This window comes from Taklimakanibacter deserti, from assembly GCA_003574785.1.
This window is the reverse complement of the sequence record QORU01000016.1, coordinates 108,267-126,126: the sequence shown is the minus strand read 5'-3', so window position 1 is coordinate 126,126 and position 17,860 is coordinate 108,267. Positions and strand designations below refer to the sequence as shown.

At 63.2% G+C, this 17,860-nt stretch carries 20 protein-coding genes and 1 tRNA gene; 9 read left to right on the top strand and 12 right to left on the bottom strand.

What is annotated here, in order from left to right; translation table 11 throughout:
• The 3 genes from DS839_RS28930 to DS839_RS28920 form a co-directional block, all read right to left on the bottom strand.
• On the bottom strand, positions 1–657 hold the full coding sequence (locus DS839_RS28930) for a glutathione S-transferase family protein (RefSeq protein WP_119273986.1): 657 nt from the start codon (positions 655–657) through the stop codon (positions 1–3).
• Positions 658–666: 9 nt separating this feature from the next.
• The gene (locus DS839_RS28925; protein WP_119273985.1) at positions 667–1,080 is read right to left on the bottom strand and encodes a rhodanese-like domain-containing protein; all 414 of its coding nucleotides are present in this window, start codon (positions 1,078–1,080) and stop codon (positions 667–669) included.
• A gap of 277 nt (positions 1,081–1,357) precedes the next feature.
• Positions 1,358–2,557, bottom strand: a complete 1,200-nt coding sequence (locus tag DS839_RS28920; RefSeq protein ID WP_119273984.1) for an MFS transporter — start codon at positions 2,555–2,557, stop codon at positions 1,358–1,360.
• A gap of 218 nt (positions 2,558–2,775) precedes the next feature.
• Between DS839_RS28920 and DS839_RS28915 the strand changes: the two genes are divergently transcribed.
• Both DS839_RS28915 and DS839_RS28910 read left to right on the top strand, forming a co-directional pair.
• Complete coding sequence (locus DS839_RS28915; RefSeq protein WP_119273983.1) at positions 2,776–4,161, top strand: cation-efflux pump; 1,386 nt, start codon at positions 2,776–2,778, stop codon at positions 4,159–4,161.
• 13 nt (positions 4,162–4,174) lie between these two features.
• Positions 4,175–4,759 carry a HutD/Ves family protein gene (locus DS839_RS28910; RefSeq protein WP_162918874.1) on the top strand — a complete coding sequence of 195 codons (585 nt, stop codon included), beginning with the start codon at positions 4,175–4,177 and terminating at the stop codon, positions 4,757–4,759.
• Here DS839_RS28910 and DS839_RS28905 read toward each other — a convergent pair.
• Together DS839_RS28905 and mgtE are read right to left on the bottom strand one after the other, a co-directional pair.
• Positions 4,732–5,205 carry a GNAT family N-acetyltransferase gene (locus DS839_RS28905; protein WP_119273981.1) on the bottom strand — a complete coding sequence of 158 codons (474 nt, stop codon included), beginning with the start codon at positions 5,203–5,205 and terminating at the stop codon, positions 4,732–4,734. The two genes, DS839_RS28910 and DS839_RS28905, sit on opposite strands and share 28 nt — an antisense overlap.
• Positions 5,193–6,578 carry a magnesium transporter gene (gene mgtE, locus DS839_RS28900; protein ID WP_119273980.1) on the bottom strand — a complete coding sequence of 462 codons (1,386 nt, stop codon included), beginning with the start codon at positions 6,576–6,578 and terminating at the stop codon, positions 5,193–5,195. The genes DS839_RS28905 and mgtE overlap by 13 nt, the downstream gene beginning before the upstream one ends.
• A gap of 73 nt (positions 6,579–6,651) precedes the next feature.
• On the opposite strand from mgtE, the gene DS839_RS28895 reads away from it, so the two are divergent.
• The 4 genes from DS839_RS28895 to DS839_RS28880 all read left to right on the top strand — a co-directional run bounded on the left by DS839_RS28895 (position 6,652) and on the right by DS839_RS28880 (position 9,211).
• On the top strand, positions 6,652–7,011 hold the full coding sequence (locus tag DS839_RS28895) for a cupin domain-containing protein (protein ID WP_162918873.1): 360 nt from the start codon (positions 6,652–6,654) through the stop codon (positions 7,009–7,011).
• Positions 7,012–7,031: 20 nt separating this feature from the next.
• Complete coding sequence (locus DS839_RS28890) at positions 7,032–7,937, top strand: DMT family transporter (RefSeq protein ID WP_119273979.1); 906 nt, start codon at positions 7,032–7,034, stop codon at positions 7,935–7,937.
• 77 nt (positions 7,938–8,014) lie between these two features.
• A complete protein-coding gene (locus DS839_RS28885) occupies positions 8,015–8,641 on the top strand; it encodes a TetR/AcrR family transcriptional regulator (protein WP_119273978.1) in 627 nt (208 codons plus the stop codon).
• Between the two features lie 30 nt (positions 8,642–8,671).
• Complete coding sequence (locus DS839_RS28880) at positions 8,672–9,211, top strand: hypothetical protein (protein ID WP_162918872.1); 540 nt, start codon at positions 8,672–8,674, stop codon at positions 9,209–9,211.
• On the opposite strand, the gene DS839_RS28875 is transcribed toward DS839_RS28880, so the two are convergent.
• From DS839_RS28875 to DS839_RS28845, 7 genes are read right to left on the bottom strand one after another with little or no spacing between them, the layout of a single operon-like run.
• Positions 9,208–9,798, bottom strand: coding sequence for a cysteine hydrolase family protein (locus DS839_RS28875; protein ID WP_119273976.1), 591 nt, complete (start codon positions 9,796–9,798; stop codon positions 9,208–9,210). The two genes, DS839_RS28880 and DS839_RS28875, sit on opposite strands and share 4 nt — an antisense overlap.
• Before the next feature lie 4 nt (positions 9,799–9,802).
• On the bottom strand, positions 9,803–10,693 hold the full coding sequence (locus tag DS839_RS28870; protein WP_368911978.1) for an MBL fold metallo-hydrolase: 891 nt from the start codon (positions 10,691–10,693) through the stop codon (positions 9,803–9,805).
• Between the two features lie 3 nt (positions 10,694–10,696).
• A complete protein-coding gene (locus DS839_RS28865; protein ID WP_119273975.1) occupies positions 10,697–11,722 on the bottom strand; it encodes a branched-chain amino acid ABC transporter permease in 1,026 nt (341 codons plus the stop codon).
• The gene (locus DS839_RS28860; protein WP_119274052.1) at positions 11,723–12,598 is read right to left on the bottom strand and encodes a branched-chain amino acid ABC transporter permease; all 876 of its coding nucleotides are present in this window, start codon (positions 12,596–12,598) and stop codon (positions 11,723–11,725) included.
• A gap of 8 nt (positions 12,599–12,606) precedes the next feature.
• Positions 12,607–13,371: an ABC transporter ATP-binding protein gene (locus DS839_RS28855; RefSeq protein WP_119273974.1), complete on the bottom strand. Its 765-nt coding sequence runs from the start codon at positions 13,369–13,371 to the stop codon at positions 12,607–12,609.
• Positions 13,368–14,087, bottom strand: coding sequence for an ABC transporter ATP-binding protein (locus tag DS839_RS28850; RefSeq protein ID WP_368911977.1), 720 nt, complete (start codon positions 14,085–14,087; stop codon positions 13,368–13,370). Before DS839_RS28850 ends, DS839_RS28855 begins: the two co-directional genes overlap by 4 nt.
• Positions 14,088–14,120: 33 nt before the next feature.
• Positions 14,121–15,290: an ABC transporter substrate-binding protein gene (locus tag DS839_RS28845; RefSeq protein ID WP_119273973.1), complete on the bottom strand. Its 1,170-nt coding sequence runs from the start codon at positions 15,288–15,290 to the stop codon at positions 14,121–14,123.
• A 207-nt stretch (positions 15,291–15,497) separates the two neighbouring features.
• Here DS839_RS28845 and DS839_RS28840 point away from each other — a divergent pair, with 207 nt between their 5' ends.
• The 3 genes from DS839_RS28840 (at position 15,498) to DS839_RS28830 (ending at position 16,625) form a co-directional block, all read left to right on the top strand.
• Positions 15,498–15,965, top strand: a complete 468-nt coding sequence (locus DS839_RS28840) for a hypothetical protein (protein ID WP_119273972.1) — start codon at positions 15,498–15,500, stop codon at positions 15,963–15,965.
• An 8-nt stretch (positions 15,966–15,973) separates the two neighbouring features.
• Positions 15,974–16,480 carry a GNAT family N-acetyltransferase gene (locus DS839_RS28835; protein WP_119273971.1) on the top strand — a complete coding sequence of 169 codons (507 nt, stop codon included), beginning with the start codon at positions 15,974–15,976 and terminating at the stop codon, positions 16,478–16,480.
• 71 nt (positions 16,481–16,551) lie between these two features.
• Positions 16,552–16,625, top strand: a tRNA-Gln gene (locus DS839_RS28830).
• Positions 16,626–17,860 lie beyond the last annotated feature (1,235 nt).

Here is a 17,860-nt window from a genome sequence, read left to right as displayed (position 1 = left end):
TCACTCGACTTCCTCCCGAGCGATGATCCAGGTTTCCTCACGGGCCGCCTTCTCCCAGGCCTTGAAGGCTGGCGTCGCGAGCACCGCCTCCATATAGGCACGGCTTTCGCCGGACACCTTGATGTCATAGGTGTCGAAACGGGTCACGACCGGCGCGAACATCGCGTCGGCATTGCTGAAGGGCCCGAACAGGAATCTGCCCTTCCGGCCATGGGCCCTGCGGCACTCACGCCAGAGCGCGTCGATGCGCGCAACATCGGTCTTCACCGTCTCGTTCATCGCGACCGCTTTGCGCGGCCGGCGCAGATTCATCGGGCAGGCGCTTCTCAGCGCGGCGAAGCCACAATGCATCTCGTTCGCCACCGAGCGCGCCGCGGCACGGGCGGCCTTGCCTTCCGGCCAGAGTTTCTTTTCCGGAAACATCTCGGCCAGATATTCGAGAATGGCGAGCGATTCCCACACCGTCAGCTTGCCGTGATGCAGCACCGGCACAAAGCCTGCCTCCGAATGCTCGGTGATGTGTTTCTTGGTCTGCGGCTGATCGAGCGGGATGATCGTTTCCTCGAAGGGGATATGCGCCATGGTGAGCGCCATCCAGGGCCTGAGCGACCAGGAGGAGTAATTCTTGTTGCCGATGACGAGATGGAGCTTCGCCATGGATGCCTCTCACTTGCTCTTCTTTTCCGGCAGCTTCTCGACGGCGCCACCCGCTTCCTTCCAGGCCGTGAAACCGCCCGTCATGTTCTTGACGGGCTTCACGCCCATCTTCTGCAAGATCTGCGTCGCGAGCAGCGACCGCCAGCCCGAGGCGCAGTGGATGATGAAGGTCTTGTCTTCGGCGAAGATGGGCTTGTGATAGGGGCTTTCCGGATCGACCCAGAATTCGAGCATGCCGCGCGGCGCATGGAATGATCCCGCAATGCGGCCCTCGCGTTCGAGCTCGCGGATATCGCGGATGTCGACGATGACCACGTCATCGCGCTCGTGAAGGGCAATCGCATCGGCGGCCGCAATGCTCTCGACCTCGGCCTCGGCTTTCGCCATCAGCTCCTTATAGCCGTGGATGATTTTTTGCGGCATGCGCCTTCCCGGAGAAGGCGGCTACAGTCGCGCCAAGTCCGGCGGCGGTCAAGCGCTAAGAAGGCGCAAGAATTTCTCTTTCAAATCTGGCCGATACGCGAAAGCGCCACGACGCTCATGGCCAGAATGGCGATCACATAGAGATAGAAAATCGCCGGAACCTTTGCACGCATACGCAACATGACACTCTCCCAAACCTGCTGACCATTGCGCAAAATCGTTAAACAGACGTGGAAGAGGCCTTAACACGGCATTCACCATGCCGCTGTGCGCATTGTCACATCGAGCGCGGCAGATAGCGCCAGGCGACGAGGCCAACGATCGCGAGCCAGGCGCCCAGGATGTAGAACACGCTGCCCAGCGGGAAAGCGAGCAGCACGAAGGAATAGATGAGCGAGGGCAGAAGATCGGAGAGATCGATATAGCTGCGGTAGACGCCGGTCATTTGCGGGCGCTCATGCGCTCTGACCGAGCGCAGATAGGGAATGCCCCCTACCCCGTCCAAGGCGGAATTTGCGGTCGAGCCGATAAGGAGGCAAATCGCCGCCATCAAGGGCTGGGCGGTCCCGGCATAGCCCGCGCCAATGACCGCAAGGGCGGCGACCGCATAGGAGCCGGCGATCACCTTGCGCACGCCGATGCGCTCGGACATCCGCCCGGCGAGATAGGCCATGATGAGGCCGAGCTGGCTCAACGAGATCAGGAGCCCGCTCGCCTCCTTGCCGAGATTGCCCTCGATCATGAGCAGCGAGCCATAGACGAAGAAGGTCGTCCAGAAGCAGGACCGGCCGAAGGCGATGATCCAGGCGAGCCTGAGACGTGGCTGGCTGACGAAGCGCCCGACATTGGTCCATGGGTTGTGCGGCCTCGAACGGGCGGCGCGGATGATGGGATGGTCGTTGAGGCGCAGATACCAGAAGAACGCCACCACCAGGCAGCAGGCGGCAATACACAAGAGCTGCGGCGCCCAGGGACCGTAGGTCTCATAGAGCCAGACGCCGAGAAAGGGACCGATGGTCCAGGAAGCGGCCGAGAAGGCGAGCCGCAAGGGCTCGGACCTGACCAGATCGACCTTGCGGATGTGGTCGAGAATGTAGAGCGCCAGCGCGATATTGAGCGTCGCCGCGCCGACATTGCGCAAATACATGCCGGCAACCTGTCCCGGCAGCACATCGGTGGCAAAGGCGATCGAGGCCAGGATGAGGCCACCCACGCCGCCCGTATAGATCCAGCGGCGCGGCACATAGCGGAAGACGAGCGGCAGCATCAGGGTCGACGTCAGGACGGCAAGGCTCACGCAAGTGAACAGCACACTGACTTTCTGGCTCGACTGCAGGAGATCATGCGCCTGGACCGAGACGACGGTCGAGATGAGGGCGCGGGCAAAGGATTCGATGGCGAAGAGCGAGGCGAAAGCCACTGCCCCGCGCTTGGGCGGTGCCGTAGTCCAGACGAGCGAAGAGGCTTCGGAAGCCATAGGCGGGAAAACTCGAGATGCGCCTGAAAAAAGCACCGGTAGGGCAGGATTCGCAAGAATTATCCCGGCAGATCATTCATGCGCTTCCATCATGACTGAGCGGGTGAATGGCCCTCACCAAGACGAGGTTCCATTTCATAGCTTCATGCATAAATGTGCGCGCAATTGTTGCAGAAAACCCGGTTCCCCTTTCGGTTGTCCCCCTCTAAACAGCGGCCATGCAGGTTCATTCGGAGAAACAGTCGGTAGCCCTCGTCTCGATGCTCGCCAGCGCCGGCCTCGCCATCGCCAAGCTGGTGGCCGGCCTGTTGACGGGCTCGCTCGGCATCCTGTCGGAAGCGGTCCACAGCTTCACCGACTTCTGCGCCACGGTGATCACTTTCTTCGCCGTGCGCATGGGCGACCAGCCGCCGGACGACCGGCATCACTACGGCCATGCCAAGTTCGAGAGCATGGCGGCGCTGGCCGAGACCGGCTTGTTGCTCGGCACGACGGGCTGGATCGCCTATGAAGCCATCCGTCGGCTTCTCTCCGGCGAGACCCACATCCTCTTTGCCTGGTGGGCGACGGCCATCATCGTCGCCTCGATTGTCATCGATTTCTTCCGGGCCCGCGCTCTGAGCCGGGTCGCCACGGCGACGTCGAGCGAGGCGCTCGCGGCCGATGCGCTCAATTTCACCTCCGACATGTGGAGCTCGCTCGCCGTCCTTGCCGGGCTCGCCGCCGTGTGGCTCGGCTATCCGGCCGCCGATTCGATCGCCGCTTTGATCGTCGCCGCCGTCATGATGGTGGCGGCGGTGCGGCTCGGTGCACGCACCCTCGACACGCTGCTCGATGCGGCACCGGGCGGCGCCACCGAGGACATCCGCAAGATCGTCGAAGGGACGGACGGCGTCCTGTCGCTCGCCCGCCTGCGCATCAGGCCCGCCGGCGCCACACTCTTCACCGGCGTCGTGGTGACGGTGCCGCGCACCATGCCGATCGACGACATGATCGCGCTGCGCCAGAAAATCGCCCGCGACATCAAGATCCGCTACCCCAACGCCGATGTGACGGTCACCACCGATCCGGTGGCGCTCGATGATGAATCCATTTCCGAGCGGGTGCGCCTCATCGCCCAGCGCCAGGGCCTCGCCATTCATCATCTCACCATCCAGCGCGTCGGCATAAGGACGGCCGTCAGCTTCGATCTCGAGGTCGAAGGCTCGATGACGCTCGAGGACGCGCATGAGAAGGCGACGATGCTCGAGGCCGCCATTCGCCGCGAGCTCGGCGAGGATGTCGAGGTCGAAAGCCATATCGAGCCTTTACCCGAAAGGGTCCTGCCCGGCGAAGACCTGCCCGCCCACGACAAGGAGGCGATCGAGACCATGCTGCGCAAGCTCGTCGCCGGCGAAAGCCGCATCAGCGATATCCATAATGTCCGGGTCAGGCGCAACAGCGAGGGGCTCTTCGTGCATTATCATTGCCGCTTCGACCCATCCGAGACGATCGAGACGGTGCATGAGGTCATCGACCGGATCGAGACCGAGCTTCAGCATGAGGAGCCCCGGATCAAGCGGGTGATCGCCCATGCCGAACCCATCGGCCGTGCCCGGCATTGAAAGGGATTGGGCCATGAACATCCTACGCCAGGAAGACTACAAGGTGATGCCGTGGAAGAATGGCGGCGGCGTCACGACCGAGATATGGGTCTCGCCCCCGGGCTCGGGCCTTGCCGGCACGCCGTTCCAATGGCGGGTCAGCATCGCTGATGTCGCGTCGGATGGCCCCTTCTCCAAATTCCCGGGCTACGACCGGCATATCATGTTGCTCGACGGCGCCGGCATGCGGCTCGAAAGCGAGGACAACGGCGCAATCGAGCTTGCTCGCTATCACCCGGCCGCATTCTCAGGCGACTGGGCGGTCACCGGCAAGCTCGCGGACGGTCCGGTGCGCGACTTCAACCTGATGGTGGCGCGCCATTTCGGCCAGGGATCGCTCAGCTGCCAGAGAGTGACAGCGCCTTTGCCTTTGACCGGCGACGGCACGACACGCCTCATCCATGCGATCGACGGCGAACTATCGCTCGCCGGTCATATCATCGGGTCGGGCGAGACGGTGATAGTCACCGGGATGGAGAGCGGGGTCCTGGCCCCTCTCGAGGCGGACGCTCTCATCGCGCTCTGCACCATTCACCAGGGCCAGGGTGTACGCATGTAGCGCAAATAGGGTGTGCGGATGCCGTTTCTTTCATAAAAGCGCTTTAGCTTCCCATCCGTCTCATCGACCATCCAGAAGACCTGGGTCGCGCCCTTTTCATCCGCCTGGCGGTAGACGGCCCTGAGCAATGCCTCGCCCACGCCCTTGCCGCGGGCGCGGTCCAGGACGAAGAGATCCTGCAGGAAGGCGATATCGGAGGCGGTCCAGGCAAAGGGCGTCAAGCTCACCGTGGCGAAGCCGATGGCCTCACCTTGGGGTGTGAAGGCGAGCAGGATCTGAAGACCGCTGTCCGTCGCCAGTGCCCGAGCCCAGGTTCTTTCCGTGACATCGGCGGGGACGGCACCTTTCATGTGGCGCTGCCATTCAAGCCAAAGCCTCAGCCAGGCGTCCTTGTCCTGAGGCCGTGCCGGTGCAACCCGGATGCCGGGCTCGGTCACGCCAGCCATAGCGCCGCGAGCCCCAGGAAAGCGAAGAAGCCGACTACGTCCGTCACCATGGTGACGAAGACGCCCGATGCAATCGCCGGATCGATATCCCAGTAATCGAGCGTCAAGGGCACCAATATGCCGGCGAGTGCTGCGGCGAAGAAGTTGATGATCATGGCCGCACCGATGATGAGCCCGAGCTCGTCGGAGCCGAACCACCAGAAGGCCATGCCGCCGACCAGCAGAGCGAAGATCAATCCGCTCAACAGGCCCGAGGCGCATTCGCGCAAGATGACCTTGAGGGCGTTGAAGGGGCCGAGATCGCGCATGGCGAGCGCTCGCACCGCTACCGTCATGGTCTGGGTGCCGGCATTGCCGCCCATCGAGGCGACGATCGGCATGAGCACGGCCAGCGCCACCATCTGGTGGATGGTGGCATCGAACCAGGAGATCACCCAGGAGGCGAGGAGTGCGGTGAAGAGATTGAGCAGGCGCCAGGAGAAGCGCGATTTCGTCGTTCGCCAGACGCTGTCATTGACCGTCTCCTCGCTGGTGACGCCGCCCAGATGGAGAATGTCCTCTTCCGCCTCCTCCTCGATGACGTCGACGACGTCGTCGACCATCAGCACGCCGACCAGGCGCTTGTCGGCATCGACGACCGCCGCCGACACCAGATTATACTGCTTGAACTTGAAGGCGATGTCGGTCTCCTCGTCGGTGACCGAGAAGACCGTCTGCTCCTTTTCCATGATCGCGGAAATCTTGCGGTCGCGCTTGTTGCGCAGGATCCGGCTGACCGGGACGACGCCGGTCAGGTGGAAGCTCGGATTGACGACATAGATCTCGACGAAGTCTTCCGGCAGCTCCGCTTCGCTGCGCATATAGTCGATGGTCTGGCCGATCGTCCAGAATTCGGGGACGGCCACGAATTCGGTCTGCATCAGGCGGCCGGCGGTGCCCTCGGGATATTCGAGCGCGCGGTTGAGGGCGACCCGGTCCTCACGCGAGATCTTGGCCAGGATCTCTTCCTGCTCCTCCTTGGGAAGATCCTCGATCAGATAGGCGGCGTCATCGGTGTCGAGCTTCTTGATGGCGGAGGCGATGACGTCGGCCGGCAGGGCTTCCATCAGCTGGTCGCGCACCCCCTCATCGAGCTCGGCCAGGGCCTCGCCGTCGAAAGAACGGCCAAGGCCCGTGATCAGGCCTACACGCTCATCGGGCTCGAGCGCCTCGATGAGGTTGGCGAGGTCGGCCGCATGGAGGTTCTTCGCCTCGGCGCGCAGCGCCTCGTTGTCGCCAGAGGTCAAGCCCGCACGGATCGCGGCGATGAATTCCGGGGCGAGCGACCCCCATTCATCGCGAATCTGCTTCACCGTGATGATGATATCCGCCATTTCGCCCGCCGATTGCCTTTTATCCACACTCCGTGGCACAGTTCAGAGGACCCTTTCAAGAGCAAGAGCCATCATGCGCAAAATCGAGGACGCCGAGCGGATCGTCACCAATATCAAGACCACCAGGTTCAAGCCCTATGTGGTGGACGGCAAGGTGCTCACCGACCAGAGCTATCTGCAGCTCGACGAGACTTTCCCGGAAAGTGCCGGATTCTACATCTATCGGATGGAGCCCGGCGCCTCGAGCCAGCCGCATGAGCATACCTGCCATGAGCAGTTCCTGATGATCGAGGGCGAGCTCATCGACAATGACGGCTATGTCTACAAGCCCGGCGATTTCGTGCTGCTCAAGGAGGGCACCCAGCACAATTCCTACACCAAGACCGGCGCCACCATCGCCGTCTTCGTGCGCGAGATCGAGCGCAATCTCTAGGACCGTCCGATCGACCGCCCATGAAAACCGAGACACTGGCGAAGTTCGCCTGCGCCTATTCGGGCATGGTCTGGGGATTGTTCTGGATCCCGATCCGCAGCCTCGATCAGGCCGGGATCGGCGGCCTGTGGGCGACCTTCTTTTTCTACACCCTGCCCTTCGCGCTCTGCCTGCCCATACTGCTCGTCAGGTGGCGGCCGACGGTCGCGGGCGGACTCTGGCTGCAGCTCTTAGGGTTCATGGCGGCCTTGAGCCTGGTGGCTTATTCCGTGTCGATCCTCTACACCGATGTCGTTCGCGCGACGCTCCTCTTCTATCTGACGCCCTTATGGAGCACGCTCCTCGCCCGGATCTTCCTCGGCGAACCGATCACCCTGCTGCGCTGGGTCGCCATGGCGGTGGCGCTCCTCGGCATGCTGGTCATCTTCCGTGCCGATGCCGGCATTCCGCTGCCCGAGCGGCCGGGCGACTGGATCGCGCTCGGCTCGGGCTTCCTGTGGTCGGTCGCCGCGATCCTGCTGCGCGCCGACAAGGAAAGTGCCGCCATCGACCTGGTCGTCCAGAACTTCATCTGGTCGGCGGTGGTCGCGGCGGCGCTCCTCTTGTTCCTCGGGCCCGATCCTTCGACCTCACCGCCCCTTGCCGTCTATCTGGCGCAATTGCCCTGGCTCGTGCCGACTATCCTCATCGTGGTGATGACCGGTGTCTTCGCCTCCATGTGGGGCACGCCCAAGCTCAATCCGGGCCTCGTCGGCCTCCTGTTCATGACCGAGATCAGCGTCGGCGCCATCACCGCGGCCCTCTGGTCGGGCGATCCCTTCGGCTGGCGCGAGGCGATCGGCATCATCCTGATCTCGGTGGCCGGGATGATGGAAAGCCTGTGGGAGCTGTGGCGAAGGCGCGGGGCGGCGGTCCAGCTGCGGTGACCGGCCCCATGCTTGGCAAAGACGGAAACCTTCGCTATGCCGGAAGCTGATGGTTTGATCGCGTTTGCAAGGACGACATGATGGTGCAGGTGAAGAAGGTCGAAGTCCGCGAGGCCATCGTCGATGCGGCGGCGCGGCTGTTCGTCGACAAGGGCTATGTCGGTACCTCGACGAACGAGATCGGACAGCGCGCCGGTGTGGCGCCCTCGGCCATCTATACCTATTTCGATTCCAAGCTGGCGCTGTTCTACGAGGTGTTCAGCCCGTGGCTGAAGACGCGGCTCGAGCAGCTCGACCATGAGATCAAATCGGTGAGCGGCCACCGCGCCAAGGTGCGGCGGATCATCGAGGCGATCTGGCGGGACATTCCCCATGAGCAGAATTTCTTCGCCAACAATCTGATGCAGGCGGTGTCGATGGCGACACCGGCCGACCACTATAGCGGCGAGCTCCTGGAATGGTGCGAGCAGCGCGTGGCCAGAATGCTGAAGGCCGCCGAGCCAAAACCGCTGCACAGTCTCCACCACTATGCCAGCCTCTCGCATGTGCTCTTCATGTCGTTCAACGGCTTTGTCGCCGGCGCCTATCTCGGCGTGCGGGGCGACAAGACGCTGCCCGCGATCGACACGATGACCGATCTCATCATCGGCGCGCCGGCGCCCGGCCTGAAGCCCGTGGACGGCGCGGGAAGCTCCTCCAGCTAGCTCACCAGCCCACAGTCGCGAGTCAGTGAGATGGAAGGCTTTAATCCAGTTAGACAAGTAGAGGAAAAAGTCCTTACTGCTTTGGAGTCACTCGGCTTTGAAAAGGTCAGAGCGAGATCTCAGTTCAAGGCCGTCAAGAAGATCAAGCCCGAATTCGAAGCATACTTCTTCTCAGGTGTAATGAAACGCGGCGGAAAGATTCTGATCCAACCGGTTGTGGGTATGGACTTTCTGCCGCTCCGACGTGCTCTTGAAATACATGAATCGAATCCGACTACACAAGTGTGCCACTGTTACTTGGGACTCCTTGATAGCAGCAACATTTGGACCACAATGGAGCTGACCAAAAACGCATTGGAGGACGATGGAGCAGAAGTAATCAGAGATATTTTGCTCCGATTTGCTTTGCCTGAGTTAGTGTCTCTAAGCTTTGTTGAAAAGATCAAGAGTCTATTTGAAGATGTTGTGCATCATCGGAGCACAAGTCAATTTGCTGTAATCCAAGAGCATCTGAAGCTAGAAGTTTTGGAAAGACTACTTTCAGAAAACTCTTTTGGACGCTTCAACTAAGGCCATCGTTCAGAGGACGAGAGAGAGTCCAGGGTCTCGATGTCGGCCAGCATCGCCATGCTGGCGAAGGAGGCTTCCGCTGCCGTCTTGTTCGCCGAGGCGCAGCAGTCGCGCACCATGGTGACGAAATAGCCCAGATCCGCGGCGTGCCTGACGGTGTGCTCGACCGAATATTGGGTGGCGAGCCCGGCCACAGCTACATGGGTGACGCCCTGCGCTGTGAGGATCTCCTCGAGCCCGGTCCGGTGGAACGCGTTGTTGCAGGCATGAACGAGCGTTACGTCGCCGGGGGCGGGTTCGAACTCTTGCATCGGTGCCGCGCCCCATGAGCCCCGCCTGAGGGCGCCGAGCGTCTCGACGGTGCTGAACAGACGGCAGTTCCGCGGCAGGTCGGCATAGTCGGCCCGAAAGGCGATATGGACGTGGATCACGAGCCAGCCCGCCTGCCGCGCGCTCGCAATGAGAGTCCTTGCGGCATCGAGAAAGCGATCGACACCCCCCGCCGCGCGATCCACCGCGAAGGGGATCTTGCCGTCCGGGTGGCAGATGTCGTTCTGGAAGTGAAGGGCGATCAGTGCCTTGTCCATGATGTCACGCTGTTGCGCTGAAATACCTTATGGCGAAATCGACCCATTCCGGCGCGTCCCAGTCGGGATGCTCGGCGCGGATTTTCGGCGCGAGAGATGCAACGATCGCATCGGCGGTCTTGCCGGCCTTGACCTCGGCGGCGACCCGGGATTTGAGGTCGAGGATATAGCGACGCACGGCGGCCAGGACCTCGGGGCCACCGGGCGAGCCGTGACCTGGAACGACGATCTTCGGCTTCCTGGCTTCGAGTGCCGCCAGAACAGTGGCCCAGTTGGCGGCGTCGAGATCGGCATCATCGGGCGGAAACCAGGGGAAGATCGGGAAGATACGCTCCTCGGCGAGGTCGCCGGCGAAGAGGACGCCCGCATCCGGAACGCTGACCACCTGGTCGCCCCTTGTGTGGGCGAGCCCATAGGTGCTGAGCTCCACACGGCGTCCGCCCAGGTCGATGGTCGTCGATGCGCCGTCATAGACCTCATCGGGCATGACGAGCTCGGTGCCTTCCAGTGCGGCGGCGACGCCCGGACCGAATGTGCGGAACATGCCGAGATAGGCTTGACCCTTGGCGGCGAACTCGTCGCGCTGGGCCGCGTTATAGAGGATGGCGGCCTCGCCCTTGAAGACCTGCGCGCCGAAGCCGTGCTCGGGATGGAAATGGGTGAGCGTCAGGATCAGCCTTTTGCCCTGGGCCAGGCGCCTGGCGACGTCGAGCACCTTGCGGCCGTTCTCAGGCCCCATGCCGGTGTCGACGACGAGCGCCGCCTCCTCTCCCACGACGATTCCGATATTGGGCACCAGGGGCACGCGCCGGTCGCGGATGACGTGGACACCCGGCGCGATCTCGACAAGCGCATGGGGATCGACATTGGGCGGGGGTGGCATCGTATCGGTCATATCTCAAGTCCTCGTCTGCGGTTGGGTTTTTGGAAGCGCGATCTCGCGCCCGCCGGCGATGCCGTTCGGGCGGAAGAGGATGATGATGAGCATCAGCAAGGCGAGAATGGCATCGCCGAAGCCCAAAGGGGCGGCGAGCCTCGTCGCGCCGATGGTGACGCCGACTTCCGCCTGGCGCAGCAGCTCGGCGAGCAGCGTGATCACGATGGCGCCGAGGACCGCGCCGGTCAGGCTGTGCATCCCGCCGATCACCAGCATGGCGATGATGAGGAAAGTGAGATCGAGATAGAAGGTCTCGACCCGGGCGGTTCCGAGGAAATGGACGAGCAGCACGCCTGAGATGCCCGACAGGAAGGCGCTGACGACGAAGGCGAAGAGGCGGTGCGCCACCAGGCGGACGCCCGATGCGGCGGCGGCGACCTCGTCCTCGCGCGATGCCCTGAGCAGCAGCCCTGAGCGCGATTCCTGATGCAGGAAGGCGACGGCGATCGCGATGACGGCCCAGCCCGCGGCGGTCCACAGGCCGACATAGATCGGCAGGCCCATCAGCGAGTTCTGGCCGCCCGTCACCGAGGACCAGTTGCCGATCACGACATAGAAGACGACAAGCACCGCGAAGGTCGCGATGCTGGCGGAAATGCCCGAAAGGCGCATCAGCGGAAAGCCTGTGACCAAGGCGACGATGGCGGCGGCGAGCCCGCCCGCCAGAGCGCCCGCGATCGCCGGCCATTCCGCCCTCACCAGGAAGGCCGGCAGGTCCGGCAGGAACACGCCCTTCGCCGCGGCCGGCATGGTCAGCAGGGCCGAGACGTAAGCGCCGATCGCCATGAAGGCGACGTTGCCGAAAGACAGCACGCCGGAATTACCGACGAAGACATAGAGGCCGACGACGGCGACGAGGTTGATGAGGCCCTGGGTGATGCGCCGCTGCATCACGGCCGGCGCCAGCTCCGCCAAACCCGCAAGCGCCAGCACGATGACGATGAGAGCCACCAGCGGAAACCATCTGCTTTGCATGAGCGAAGCCATCTAGATCCGCTCCCTGAGGCCGCGCGCCGGGATGAGGCCTTGCGGCCGGACCAGCAGGACCACGGCCACCGCGAGGAACAGGAAGGCTTCGCGGAAGACGCGCAGCTCGGGCGGCAGCAAGGCCTGCAGCAGGATGGTGGCGACACCGACCAGGAAGCCGCCGAATGCCGCTCCCGGCAGGCTGCCCAGGCCGCCGATGACGGTGCCGACGAAAGCGATGATGACCAGCTGCAGGCCCATGCGCGGCTGCACCAGCCCGGTCTGCGCCACGAACAGGCAAGCGACCGCGGCGGCCAGCAGTCCGCTGATCGCAAAAGCGGCAGCGATGACCCGGTTGGCGCGCACGCCCAGCACTTCCGCCATGCGGAAGTTCTCGGCCGCCGCACGCATCTCGAGGCCAAGGCGGGTCGATTTCAGGAACCATGTCGTGCCGATGAGCAGCACCAGGCTGACCAGGATGGTGACGAGCTGCAGGAGCTGCAGCCTGATGCCCAACACTTCCACCTGGCCCGCCAAGGCCGGCAGGAAGTCGACGCCCTTGGGCCGCGAGCCGACCAGCATGATCATCACCTTCTCGATGAAGAAGCTCACCGCGAAGGAGGCGATCAGCAACATCGCAGGGTCGGCGCCGCGCAACGGGCGAAAGGCGGTGCGCTCGACGGCGAGCGCCAGCAGTGCCGCGGCGATGATCGCGCCCAGCACGGCGAGCACCGGCGAGGCCGTGAACAGGAGAAGCACGGCATAGCCCGCGATGGTGATCAATTGCGCATGGGCGAAGTTGATGAGCCGCATGACGCCGAAGATGAGGCCTATGCCGAGCGCGGTCAGCGCATAGAGCCCGCCGACGCTGACGGCATCGACCACGACCTGCAGCATCCGCCCGATCATGGGACACCCGGTCCGGCCGACATCGCCACGCCGAAATAGGCGGCATCGAAGCTCTCCTGACGCCGGATCTCGTCAGGCGTTCCCGTCAGCGTGAAGGTCCCCCTGCTCATCACGCAGGCGCGATCGGCGAGCGCGAAGGCGCGGGCGGCGTTCTGCTCGACCACCAGAAGCGCAACGCCTCGGTCGCGGATCTGGCGCAGCAAGGCATAGACCTTGTCGACGATCGCAGGTGCGAGACCGAGCGATGGCTCGTCGAGGATCAGCAAGCGCGGCCGCGAAAGCGTGGCCCTGGCGATCGCCAGCATCTGCTGTTCGCCGCCCGAAAGCTGGCCGGCCGGCTGGTCGCGGCGCTCGCCGAGAATGGGAAAGTCGCCGAACACGGCGTCGATGTCGGATAGGATCTCGCCGTCGCGGCGTATGGTTGCGCCGAGGCGCAGGTTCTCGAGCACGGTGAGGCCGCCGAAGATGTTGCGGCCTTCCGGAACGAGCGCGATGCCGTGGCGCACGACATCCGACAAGGCTTGTCCGCGCGCGGGCATGCCGGCGCGCTCGATCGTTCCGGCGGCAGGCGGCACAATGCCGGCGATGGCCGACACCAGCGACGTCTTGCCCGCGCCATTCGGCCCGATGATCGCGACCGCCTCGCCTTCATGCACCCTGAGATCGACCCCTTGCACAGCAGCGACGCCGCCATAGCGTATGACGAGGCCCTGCACATCGACCAGGCACGCACCGGCGGGTGGATTGACGGGCGCGCTCATGCCGCCGTGCTGCCGAGATAAGCGGTGCGCACGGCCGGGTCGATTCTGATTTCGTCCGGCAATCCTGCGGCGATGGTCCTGCCGCCGCCCAGCACGTGAACGCGATCGCAGAGGCTCATGACCAGCGCCATATTGTGCTCGATGACCAGGATGCCGCAGCCGCAACGGTCGCGGATCGCGATGATCGAGCGCTTCAGCTTCTCGGCCTCGGCACTGGCCAGTCCGGCCGCCGGCTCGTCCAGCAGCAGGAAGCGCGGCTCGAGGGCAAGGGCGCGCGCCAGTCCGACGCGCCGCTCCTCGCCATAGCTCAAGGCGCTCGCCGTCAGAGCGGCACAGTGCTGGAGCTCGAGATCGGCCAGCATCGCAAGGGCCTCCCGCCTCGCTGCAGTACGGCGCATGCCCCGCGCTACCAGGCCGACCTCGACATTCTCGGCGACCGTAAGCCTTGGGAACAACCGCACCGCCTGGAAGGTGCGCACGATGCCGGCTTGCGCGAAGGCCGCCGGCTTGAGCCCGGTCATGTCGCGTCCGGCGAGTCTGACCGAGCCCGCATGCGGGCGCTGGAATCCCGACAGGATGTTGACCAGCGTGGTCTTGCCCGCGCCATTGGGCCCGATGAGGCCCAGGACTTCGCCTGGCGCCACGGCGAGCGACACGTCCTCATTCGCCATCAGGCCGCCGAAGCGGACCGAAACACGCTCGGCCGCGAGGTCCAAGACGCTACCTCCCCTTGAGCCGTGTGCCGCCGGTCAGAATTTCGGGAACTTCTCGACCGAGAAGCGCCCTTCGGCGGCGAATTTGCCGCCCTGGACCCCGATGATCGCCATCGGACGAGTGGTCGCAATATGGAGATCGCTCGTAAAGGTCGTCGGTCCGATCGCCAGCGGCTCCTTGTCGAAGGTGTTGAGCACCGCCGCCACCTTGTCGCCGTCGAGCGAGCCCGCCTTGTTGGCCGCCTTGGCCCAGGCCTGAACGGCGGAATAGCCGCGCAGGCCATAGGAGACGTCGGCCTTCTTACCGTATTTCTTCTCGAAGCGCTCGAAGAAGGCATTCACTTCCGGATCCGGATCGTCGCCATATTTGGAGCCGTAATTCACGACGTAGAAATTGCTCAAGCCCGGCACGCTGCCGATCCAGTAGTCGCCATCCATCGATTCGCCGGTGAGCACGGCGGCCTCGATGCCGGCGGCGCGCATCTGGCGGATCGCGCTTGGCCCACCCGGCGCATAGGAGCAGAGAAAGACGAGGTCGGGCTTTTCGGCGAGCCCCGTGATGCGCGACACCTGTGCCGTGATCGAGGCGTCGCCGTTGAGGAAGGTGTCATCGCCGAGGAGAGCATCGGCGCCGGCGATTTCCTTCCAGCGCTCGGCGAAGCTGCCGCACAGCGACTTGGTGTAGGAGATCGTGTTGTCGAGCAGCACATAGGCTTTCTTCCAGCCCTTTTTGTTGTAGGCCCATTCGGCCATCAAGGCGCCCTGCGCCTGGCCGGCATTGGAGATCGAATAGGCCAAGGGGCCTACGCCCTGGACGCCGAATTTCGGATCGGACGCCGCCGAGAAGGCAATGACGTTCTTCTGCTGGGCGACGAAGGCGCCCGGCGCGCCGAAGTCGAAATCCGACGGGAAGAGGATCGCCTTGGCGCCCTTGGCTATCACATCGATCGCGCCATCGGCGCCGAGCGGCGGCTCCGACTTGTTGTCGAACTCGACGAGCTCGATCGGCTGGCCGAGCACGCCGCCTGCCGCGTTGATGTCATCGACCGCGAGCTTGGCGCCGGCAATGGTGTCGGCATCGATCGGCTGGAACCAGCCGCTGAAGGACATGACCAGTCCGAAGACCGGCTTGTCCTGTGCCCATGCCGAAACTGAAAACAACGATAGCGCGACCATGCCGGCCGCGAGCAGACCCTGCCTTCCCATGCTGAGCTCCCTTTATCCCCAGTGTTTCTTCCTGTTGGACCCGAAAGTGGCGTCTTGGTTTGCCCCGGATCAAAACGGAATGGTATTCACTTTTGGGCGGACTGCAAGTCTGTTTTCGCGCGTAGTCATGTTGTCGGTCGTCCGCCGTTGCACTCTCTTGCTTTGCCGCCATGTCGGGCGCACCATCCCCATCGAGGGGAAAAGGGGTTGGCGGAGATGGCGAATATCTTGCGGGTCGTCGGTGCGGTCGCAATCGCAGTGGCGCTCATTCTCGTAGCTTTGGCGCTGATGCCGCTCGTGACAGGAGAATCGTTTTCGTTCTCCGCGTCGTTCTTTCTGAACCTGGCGGTCGCCGCGATCGTGATCGGCATCCTTGCCCTGGGGTTCGGACAGCTCATCGCCGTCAATCAGCGCGTGGCCGACAACATCGAAGGTCTCGCCGCCTATATCAGGGACCAGGATGAACAAGGCGCGCCCGCAGCCGGCTCTCAGCGTGACATCTTCGCCAATGTCCCCGATTACAGTCCGCGCCGCGATCCTCCGATCGTCAAGGAAGGGACCTACCGCGACCACACCGTCCTCACCCTTGAAGACGGGACTGTGGCGATCCAGACGACCTCGGGCTGGAAGCGGTTTCGCCGGATCCGCGATTTCGATCGTCTGCTGCCGGCCTGAGCGCGGCGTTGAGAGTCCGCACGGCCTCGCTTGATGATGCAGCCGAGATCGGCAGGCTTCTGAAGCGGGCCTTTCCCACATTGATGGCTTCGGCCTACGGTCCGGAAAGCCTGGCCGCGGCCCTGCCGGTCGTGACCAAGGTCAACACCGACTTGCTGAAGTCCGGCACCTACTATGTCGCGGAAGAGGAAGGCTCGGGCTGCATGCTCGGATGCGGCGGCTGGACGCTCGAACGCCCCGGCACGACGGAGATCACACCCGGCCTGGCTCACCTGAGGCATTTCGCGACCGACCCGGCCTTTGCGCGCAAGGGGGTCGGGCGCGCCATCTTTGGTGAATGCGCGCGGGCGGCGGCGAAAGCCGGAGCCAAGATGTTCCAGGCCTATTCGAGCTTCAACGCAGAGCCGTTCTATAAGGGCATCGGATTGGTTCCGGTGGGCTGGATCGAGCTTCCGCTCGCCCCGGACATCTCATTGCCTGCGGTCGTGATGGAAGGACCGATACGGACGGGATGAGGCAAGCGCCCGCAATTTCCTGCCGGCGATTGACGATGGCTTGCCGGTGGCCCATTTACAGCCCGGCTCCTTGGGAGATCGTCTAACGGTAGGACAGCGGACTTTGACTCCGTCAATCTAGGTTCGATTCCTAGTCTCCCAGCCATCCTGCTTCGCGCTGCGCGCTTCGCAGGATTGGCGATCCTCTTCCTACGAAGCAGGATGCCCTCCGAAGCTTTAGCGAAGGAGGGCCTTTCACAGTCTCCAGCGATCCTGCCTCGCGCTGCGCGCTTCGCAGGATTGGCGATTTTCTCCCACGAAGCAGGGTGCCCTCCGACCACCCTTCGCCCCGACGGGCTTCGGGTGCCGAGCCGTGCCCTCCGAAGCCTTTGGCGAAGGAGGGAGCTTTAGCGAAGGAGGGCTGGTTCAGACACTGCCTTAAGTTGCGCTACGCAATAGTGTATTCGATTGACCGACAGACACGCCGAAGCAAACTGTAGCAATCATTGGGTCTGCCGGCAGAAATGAAAAGCCCGCATGGGCTGGCCATGCGGGCCTTCAACTTGTTGTCGATCCGTCAGCAAATTCCGATACACAGTGGCGGCCAGATACGTATGCCTACATAGGACCCGCGATAGTGCCGATGATACCGGCGATAGTGCCTATGCTTATACTTCCTATAATGAACCTGAGCCAGATTGCCGTTGATTGTCGCATCGATCTTTACCGGCGCAGCCTGGGGCATGGCCTGGCTTGGCGCTGGCATAGCAAAAACGACACCTGCCGAAACGGCTGTGGCCACGGCTAATACTTTGATGTTAAACACGATAGATCCTCCTTTTTTCATTGAGGAGTCAGGCGCCCGGCCCACGCCGGCGCATCACCGGATACATGGCGCCTCGACAAAACCAACGTTCGGCGGGAAGGATCGTTCCTAGATCCAGCGGGTCTTGCCTTCTTTCGCTAAAACTCAGATGGCCTGATCAAAGACACATCATTGGACCTAGCGCGTATCCCGGCGAAGTGGAATCACTTCGCCGAAAAGGATTCGCAGCAAATCAATATCCTGGAGCAAATCCTTATCGCCAAAGTCTTCAACTTTGGCGGGATTTGCTCTAGGGGCACTGCCTATCGCAATCAGGGTGCGGACATGCCAAACTGCCCTGGACTTGCCCTAGCGAGGAGGCCCCTTGCCGTGATCAACTTCAGGATATTGGCCATCGCCGCCGCTGTTTTGATCAGCGCTGTTTTTACCGTCCCAACCTCGAGCCAGGCCATGCCACAAACCGGACCGGTGAAGATCGATGCCGCAAGCAACGGCAATCTTGTCCAGGTCCACTACCGGCGCTATTGCCGGGACGGTCGCTGCGAGGCCCGATACCGACGCTACCGCGAGCACCT

Excerpts from the sequence above, each read along its gene's own strand:
- DS839_RS28895 (WP_162918873.1), top strand. The coding sequence starts at position 6,652 with ATGCGCAAAATCGAGGACGCCGAGCGGATCGTCACCAATATCAAGACC.
- DS839_RS28930 (WP_119273986.1), bottom strand. The coding sequence starts at position 657 with ATGGCGAAGCTCCATCTCGTCATCGGCAACAAGAATTACTCCTCCTGG.
- DS839_RS28855 (WP_119273974.1), bottom strand. The coding sequence starts at position 13,371 with ATGAGCGCGCCCGTCAATCCACCCGCCGGTGCGTGCCTGGTCGATGTG.
- DS839_RS28905 (WP_119273981.1), bottom strand. The coding sequence starts at position 5,205 with ATGGCTGGCGTGACCGAGCCCGGCATCCGGGTTGCACCGGCACGGCCT.
- DS839_RS28925 (WP_119273985.1), bottom strand. The coding sequence starts at position 1,080 with ATGCCGCAAAAAATCATCCACGGCTATAAGGAGCTGATGGCGAAAGCC.
- DS839_RS28870 (WP_368911978.1), bottom strand. The coding sequence starts at position 10,693 with ATGACCGATACGATGCCACCCCCGCCCAATGTCGATCCCCATGCGCTT.
- DS839_RS28915 (WP_119273983.1), top strand. The coding sequence starts at position 2,776 with ATGCAGGTTCATTCGGAGAAACAGTCGGTAGCCCTCGTCTCGATGCTC.
- DS839_RS28875 (WP_119273976.1), bottom strand. The coding sequence starts at position 9,798 with ATGGACAAGGCACTGATCGCCCTTCACTTCCAGAACGACATCTGCCAC.
- DS839_RS28865 (WP_119273975.1), bottom strand. The coding sequence starts at position 11,722 with ATGGCTTCGCTCATGCAAAGCAGATGGTTTCCGCTGGTGGCTCTCATC.
- DS839_RS28845 (WP_119273973.1), bottom strand. The coding sequence starts at position 15,290 with ATGGGAAGGCAGGGTCTGCTCGCGGCCGGCATGGTCGCGCTATCGTTG.
- DS839_RS28880 (WP_162918872.1), top strand. The coding sequence starts at position 8,672 with ATGGAAGGCTTTAATCCAGTTAGACAAGTAGAGGAAAAAGTCCTTACT.
- DS839_RS28920 (WP_119273984.1), bottom strand. The coding sequence starts at position 2,557 with ATGGCTTCCGAAGCCTCTTCGCTCGTCTGGACTACGGCACCGCCCAAG.
- DS839_RS28910 (WP_162918874.1), top strand. The coding sequence starts at position 4,175 with ATGAACATCCTACGCCAGGAAGACTACAAGGTGATGCCGTGGAAGAAT.
- DS839_RS28860 (WP_119274052.1), bottom strand. The coding sequence starts at position 12,598 with ATGCTGCAGGTCGTGGTCGATGCCGTCAGCGTCGGCGGGCTCTATGCG.
- mgtE (WP_119273980.1), bottom strand. The coding sequence starts at position 6,578 with ATGGCGGATATCATCATCACGGTGAAGCAGATTCGCGATGAATGGGGG.
- DS839_RS28885 (WP_119273978.1), top strand. The coding sequence starts at position 8,015 with ATGATGGTGCAGGTGAAGAAGGTCGAAGTCCGCGAGGCCATCGTCGAT.
- DS839_RS28890 (WP_119273979.1), top strand. The coding sequence starts at position 7,032 with ATGAAAACCGAGACACTGGCGAAGTTCGCCTGCGCCTATTCGGGCATG.